General features: G+C 67.3%; 6 protein-coding genes. All 6 read left to right on the top strand.

The window, feature by feature from the left end:
* A partial coding sequence (locus tag AC6EI8_RS22890) for an ABC transporter ATP-binding protein (protein ID WP_498382955.1) occupies window positions 1–778 on the top strand: 778 nt, incomplete at its 5' end.
* A gap of 74 nt (window positions 779–852) precedes the next feature.
* Complete coding sequence (locus tag AC6EI8_RS22885; protein ID WP_498382954.1) at window positions 853–1,767, top strand: branched-chain amino acid ABC transporter permease; 915 nt, start codon at window positions 853–855, stop codon at window positions 1,765–1,767.
* 36 nt (window positions 1,768–1,803) lie between these two features.
* A complete protein-coding gene (locus tag AC6EI8_RS22880) occupies window positions 1,804–2,880 on the top strand; it encodes a branched-chain amino acid ABC transporter permease (protein WP_149317171.1) in 1,077 nt (358 codons plus the stop codon).
* A 94-nt stretch (window positions 2,881–2,974) separates the two neighbouring features.
* The gene (locus AC6EI8_RS22875) at window positions 2,975–4,312 is read left to right on the top strand and encodes an ABC transporter substrate-binding protein (RefSeq protein ID WP_149317170.1); all 1,338 of its coding nucleotides are present in this window, start codon (window positions 2,975–2,977) and stop codon (window positions 4,310–4,312) included.
* A gap of 116 nt (window positions 4,313–4,428) precedes the next feature.
* Complete coding sequence (locus AC6EI8_RS22870; RefSeq protein WP_265633170.1) at window positions 4,429–5,244, top strand: ABC transporter ATP-binding protein; 816 nt, start codon at window positions 4,429–4,431, stop codon at window positions 5,242–5,244.
* 125 nt (window positions 5,245–5,369) lie between these two features.
* Entirely contained in the window at window positions 5,370–6,617 is a 1,248-nt protein-coding gene (locus AC6EI8_RS22865; RefSeq protein WP_265633171.1) for a phenylacetate--CoA ligase family protein, read from the top strand.
* The last annotated feature ends 28 nt before the right edge of the window (window positions 6,618–6,645 follow it).

The following is a 6,645-nucleotide window of genomic DNA, read 5'->3' as shown; positions in this document are numbered from 1 at the left end:
GACGCGGCATGGCGAGGTGATTCTCGATCTGCAGCATATCTCGCTGGCGTTCGGCGGCGTCAAGGCGCTGACCGATATCTCGTTCGATGTGCGCGAGCACGAGATCCGCGCGATCATCGGCCCGAACGGCGCCGGCAAGAGTTCGATGCTGAACGTGATCAACGGCGTCTATCACCCGCAGCAGGGACGCATCGTGTTCCGCGGCGAGGAACGGCGCAAGATGAATCCGACCGCCGCCGCGCGCCAGGGCATCGCCCGCACCTTCCAGAACATCGCGCTGTTCAAGGGCATGACCGTGCTCGACAACATCATGACCGGTCGCAACACGCGCTTCCGCTCCGGCCTGCTGGCCAATGCGCTGTGGTGGGGACCGGCCCGCAACGAGGAGATCGCGCACCGGCGCAAGGTCGAGGAGGTGATCGACTTCCTGGAGATCCAGTCGATCCGCAAGACGCCGGTGGGGCGCCTGCCCTACGGGCTGCAGAAGCGCGTCGAGCTGGCGCGCGCGCTGGCCGCCGAGCCCTCGCTGCTGCTGCTCGACGAGCCGATGGCCGGCATGAACGTCGAGGAAAAGCAGGACATGTGCCGCTTCATCCTGGACGTCAACCAGCAGTTCGGCACCACCATCGTGCTGATCGAGCACGACATGGGCGTGGTGATGGACATCTCCGACCGCGTGGTGGTGCTCGACTACGGCAAGAAGATCGGCGACGGCACGCCCGAGCAGGTCAAGTCCAACCCCGAGGTGATCCGCGCCTACCTGGGCGCGTCGCACTGAACGGCCCGCCCGCTCGCCAGCTCGCTCGCCCGCTTGCCCAACGCCGACCCCCGTCCTTCACCGAGGCCACGCCGATGACCTTCTTCTTCGAAATCCTGCTCGGCGGACTGCTGTCCGGGCTGATGTACTCGCTGGTAGCGCTCGGCTTCGTGCTGATCTACAAGGCCTCCGGCGTGTTCAACTTCGCGCAGGGCGCGATGGTCTATTTCGCCGCGCTGGCCGTGGTGGGCCTGATGGACAAGGGCATGCCGATGTGGGCGGCCGTGATCGGCGCCTTCTTCGTGATGACGCTGGTCGGCATCGGCACCGAACGCTTCGTGCTGCGCAAGCTGGTCAACCAGCCGCCGATCACGCTGTTCATGGCGACCATCGGCCTGTCGTTCTTCCTCGAAGGGCTGGGGCCGCTGCTGTTCGGCAACGAGGTGCGCCCGATCCAGCTGGGCATCGTCGACGAACCGATCGAGGCGATCCTGACCCGCTTCAATATCGTGATCTCGAAGTTCGACCTGGCCGCGGCGGCGATCGCCGGCGCGCTGGTCGCCACGCTGGCGCTGTTCTTCCAGTACACCAAGGTCGGCCGTGCGCTGCGCGCGGTTGCCGACGACCACCAGGCCGCGCTGTCGCTGGGCATTCCGCTGCAGCATATCTGGGCGATCGTCTGGGGCGTCGCCGGCTTCGTCGCGCTGGTGGCCGGCATGCTGTGGGGCTCGCGCAATGGCGTGCAGTTCGCGCTGACGCTGACCGCGCTGAAGGCGCTGCCGGTGCTGATCCTCGGCGGCTTCACCTCGGTGCCGGGCGCGATCGTCGGCGGGCTGATCATCGGCGCCTCGGAGAAGCTGGCGGAGATCTACATCCCGCCGGTGTTCCAGTCGATGTTCGGCGGCAACTTCGGCGGCATCGAAGGCTGGTTCCCCTATGTGTTCGCGCTGCTGTTCCTGCTGGTGCGGCCCGAGGGGCTGTTCGGCGAAAAACATATCGACCGCGTGTGACGGTCCGTCAGGTGGCACGACGCCAAGGAGTCGCCCATGTTCTATCGTGAAGCCGGCCAGTTCAAGACCGACTATGTCGCCGACAGCCAGATCTTTCCGATCCGGCAGGACCGCATCGGCTTCGCCGTGCTGCTCGCGCTGGCCTTCGTCGGCGTGCCGCTGATCGGCAGCGAGTACTGGTTCTCGGCGATCCTGATCCCGTTCCTGATCTTCTCGCTCGCCGCGCTCGGGCTCAATATCCTGACCGGCTACGCGGGGCAGCTGTCGCTGGGCACCGCGGCCTTCATGGCGGTGGGCGCCTACGCGGCCTACAACTTCCAGCTGCGGATCGACGGGCTGCCGGTGCTGCTGACCTTCGTGCTGGCCGGGCTGTCGGCCGCGGTGGTCGGCGTCGCCTTCGGCCTGCCCTCGCTGCGGATCAAGGGCTTCTACCTGGCGGTGGCGACGCTGGCGGCGCAGTTCTTCGTGGTGTGGGCGCTGACCAAGTTCCCCTGGTTCTCGAACAACAGCTCGTCGGGCGTGATCACCGCGCAGCAGCTGGACCTGTTTGGCCTGCCGATCGACACGCCGATGCGCAAGTACCTGTTCGTGCTGGCGATCGTCACGGTGCTGGCGCTGGTCGCCAAGAACCTGGTGCGCTCGTCGACCGGACGCGCGTGGATGTCGGTGCGCGACATGGACGTGGCCGCCGAGGTGATCGGCATTCCGCTGATGCGCACCAAGCTGCTGGCGTTTGCCGTCAGCTCGTTCTACTGCGGCGTGGCCGGCGCGCTGTATGCGTTCTGCTACCTGGGCTCGGTCGAGCCGGACGGCTTCTCGCTGGACCTGTCGTTCCGCGTGCTGTTCATGATCATCATCGGCGGGGTCGGCAGCATCCTCGGCTCCTTCCTCGGCGCCGCGTTCATCCTGCTGCTGCCGATCCTGCTCGACAACATGCTGCCGCCGCTGGCCGCGCTGCTGCATCTGCCGTTCACCAACGCGACGGTGTCGCACATCCAGATGATGGTGTTCGGCGGCCTGATCATCTTCTTCCTGATCGTCGAGCCGCACGGCCTGGCTCGGCTTTGGCAGATCGGCAAGGAGAAGCTGCGGCTGTGGCCGTTCCCGCATTGACGCCGTGTCGACGGGGCACGCGCCGATGTCATGCAAACGGGTCGTTGGACAACAACGCCATAACAATGCACCTGCCAAGGTGAAGGAGACAGTGATGAGCAACCTGATTCGCAATGCCCAGCGCGTCGCGCTGGCAGTCGGCGCGGCCGCCGCGCTGCTGGTGCCGGCGCTGCCGGCGCAGGCCCAGAGCGGCGAGCAGTTCATCGCGCTGCCCAGCTACCGGGTCGGGCCGTATGGCGCCAACGGGCAGTCCTGGTACGGCGGCTTTATCGACTATCTGAACTACGTCAATCTGAAGGAAGGCGGGGTCAACGGCGTCAAGCTGACCTGGGAAGAGTGCGAGACCGAGTACAACAACGCCAAGGGCGTCGAGTGCTACGAGCGCCTGAAGGGCAAGAACCCGACCACCAGGGGCACCGCCTACCATTCGATGTCGACCGGCATCTCGTACGCGCTGGTCGACAAGACGGCGGCCGACAAGGTGCCGCTGGTGATGATGGGCTATGGCCGCACCGACGCGGTGGACGGCTCGGTGTTCCCCTACGCCTTCCCGCTGGTGACCACCTACCAGATGCAGGTGTCGGCGATCGTCAAGTACCTGGCCGGCAAGAGCGGCGGTTCGCTGGCCGGCAAGAAGATCGTCTACCTGTACCACGACTCGGCCTACGGCAAGGAGCCCATCGTCGCGCTGCAGGCCGAGGCCAAGCTGAACAAGTTCGACCTGATCGAGATCCCGGTCGCGCATCCCGGCAACGAGCAGGGCGCGCAGTGGCTGCGGATCCGGCAGGAGCGTCCCGACTACGTGATCTTCTGGGGCTGGGGCGTGATGAACCAGACCGCGCTGAAGGCCGCGCAGAAGGTCGGCTATCCGCGCGACAAGATGATCGGCTCGTGGTGGGCCGGCTCCGAGGAAGACACCGTGCCCGCGGGCGACGCCGCCAAGGGCTACATGAGCGCGACCTGGAACGTCGCAGGCAAGGGCGTGCCGCTGATCGCCGATATCGAGAAGGTGGTCTACGGCGGCGGCAAGGGCAATATGCAGGACCGCAACAAGATCGGCTCGGTGCTGTACAACCGCGGCGTGTCGGCGGCGGTGGTCACGGTCGAGGCGATCCGCGTGGCGCAGAACAAGTTCGGCAAGGGCAAGCCGATGAGCGGCGAGCAGATGCGCTGGGCCTTCGAGAACCTGAACCTGACCAACGCGCGGCTGCAGCAGCTCGGCGCCACCGGCCTGCTGCCGGAGATCAAGACCAGCTGCGAAAACCACGAGGGCTCGGGCAAGGTCAAGATCCAGCAATGGGACGGCGCCAAGTGGACCGTGGTGTCGGACTGGATCGAAGGCAACAAGAGCCTGATCCACCCGCTGTTCAAGGCCAACGCGGCGCAGTACGCGAAGGAGAAGGGCATCACGCCGGCCTGCGCGAAGTCGTGATGCGCATATTGATGCTTGCGTAAGGCGTTCTCCCTCTCCCCAACCTCTCCCCCGCTTTCCCCCGGACGGGAGATGGAGAACACCACCGCGCCCCGCTATCCCTACCGAGGTCCACCATGACCCTGCTGTCCATCAACAACATCGAAGTGATCTACGACCACGTGATCCTGGTGCTCAAGGGCGTGTCGCTCGACGTGCCCGAGGGCGGCATCGTGGCGCTGCTGGGGGCCAACGGAGCGGGCAAGACCACCACGCTGAAGGCGATCTCGAACCTGCTGCGCGCCGAGCGCGGCGACGTGACCAAGGGCTCGATCGAATACCGCGGCGCGCGCGTCGACCAACTGACGCCGAACGATCTGGTCAAGCGCGGCGTGATCCAGGTGATGGAGGGCCGCCACTGCTTCGCCCACCTGACCATCGAGGAAAACCTGCTGACCGGCGCCTATACGCGCGGGCTCTCGCGCGGCGAGACGCGCGACGAGCTCGACAAGATCTACACCTACTTCCCGCGCCTGAAGACCCGGCGCAAGTCGCAGGCCGGCTATACCTCCGGCGGCGAGCAGCAGATGTGCGCGATCGGCCGGGCCATGATGGCCAAGCCCAGCATGGTGCTGCTCGACGAACCGTCGATGGGACTGGCGCCGCAGATTGTCGAGGAGATCTTCGAGATCGTGCGCGACCTGAACCAGCGCGAGCGCGTCAGCTTCCTGCTGGCCGAGCAGAACACGATGGTCGCGCTGCGCTATGCCGACTACGGCTACATCCTCGAGAACGGCCGCGTGGTGATGGATGGTGCCGCCGAGGCGCTCCGTACCAACGAGGACGTCAAGGAGTTCTACCTCGGCGTGGCGGCCAACGATGCCGACGGCGGCGGCCGCAAGTCGTTCCGCGACGTCAAGAGCTACCGCCGGCGCAAACGCTGGCTCGCCTGAGCGGCGCACGGACCAGCGCGTGGACCGGCCGGCCCGCGCGGCGATCGGCGCCGACATCATGCCTTGGCCCGCCGCGGCCGTAACCCGTATCGCCCGGCACCCCATCCTCACCGACATCCGTCATCATGTCCGAATACTTCGACGCTCTCGAGACGCGCGACCCCGCCGCGCGCGAACAGGCCCTGCTGGCCGCGCTGTCGCGCCAGGTCGCGCATGCCAGGACGCACGCGCCTTACTTTGCCGAGGCGCTGCGCGATGTCGATCCGCAGGCGCTGACCTCGCGCGAGGCGCTGGCCGCGTTGCCGGTCACGCGCAAGGCGCAGCTGAGCGCGCTGCAGCAGGCCAATGCCCCGCTCGGCGGGCTGAACGCGACGCCGCTGGGCGCGCTGCGCCATATCTTCCAGTCGCCCGGACCGCTGCACGAGCCCGACGGCCACGGGCCGGACTGGTGGCGCACCGCACGCGCGATGTACGCGGCGGGCTTTCGCCGCGGCGAGCTGGTCTACAACACCTTCTCCTACCACTTCACGCCGGCCGGCATGATGATGGAAACCGGCGCGCACCGGCTGGGCTGCTGCGTGTTTCCGGCCGGCGTCGGCCAGACCGAATCGCAGGTGCAGGCGCTGTCGATGCTCCGGCCGGCGGCCTACGCCGGCACGCCGTCCTTCCTGAAGATCTTGCTCGAACGCGGTGCTGAACTCGGCCAGCCGTGCAGCCTGGCCAAGGCGCTGGTGTCGGGCGAGGCCATGCCGCCTTCGCTGCGCGCCTGGTTCGTCGAGCGCGGCATCAAGGTGCACCAGATGTACGGCACCGCCGATGTCGGCCTGATCGCCTATGAGAGCGAGGGTGCCGACGGCTGGGTGGTCGACGAGGGCGTGCTGGTCGAGATCGTCGAACCGGGCGGCACGCGCCCGATGCCGGAGGGCGAGGTCGGCGAGGTGGTGGTCACGGTGCTGGGCAACGAGGACTATCCGCTGATCCGCTTCGGCACCGGCGACCTGTCCGCCGTCGTGCCGGGCTCGTCGTCGACGCCCAGCCCCTGCGGGCGCACCAACATCCGGCTGCGCGGCTGGCTCGGCCGCGCCGACCAGACCACCAAGGTCAAGGGGATGTTCGTCCATCCGGGCCAGATCGGCGAGGTGATGCGCCGCCATCCCGAGCTGCGCGCGGCGCGCCTGGTCGTGACCGGCGCGCCGGGCGCCGACGTGATGACGCTGCATTGCGACGCCACGCGGCAGGACGCGGGGCTGGCCGATGCGATCGCGGTGTCGATGCGCGACGTGATGCGGCTCAAGGGCGAGGTCCGGTTCGTGCCGGCCGGTTCGTTGCCGCAGGACGGCAAGGTCATCGAGGACGCGCGCAGCTACGACTGAGCGCGTTCACGAGCGCGTTCACAGGGCG

It is taken from the genome of Cupriavidus sp. R6-3 (assembly GCF_059772245.1).
The sequence above is the reverse complement of the archived record's forward strand: the minus strand, read 5'-3'. Positions and strand labels throughout refer to the sequence as shown.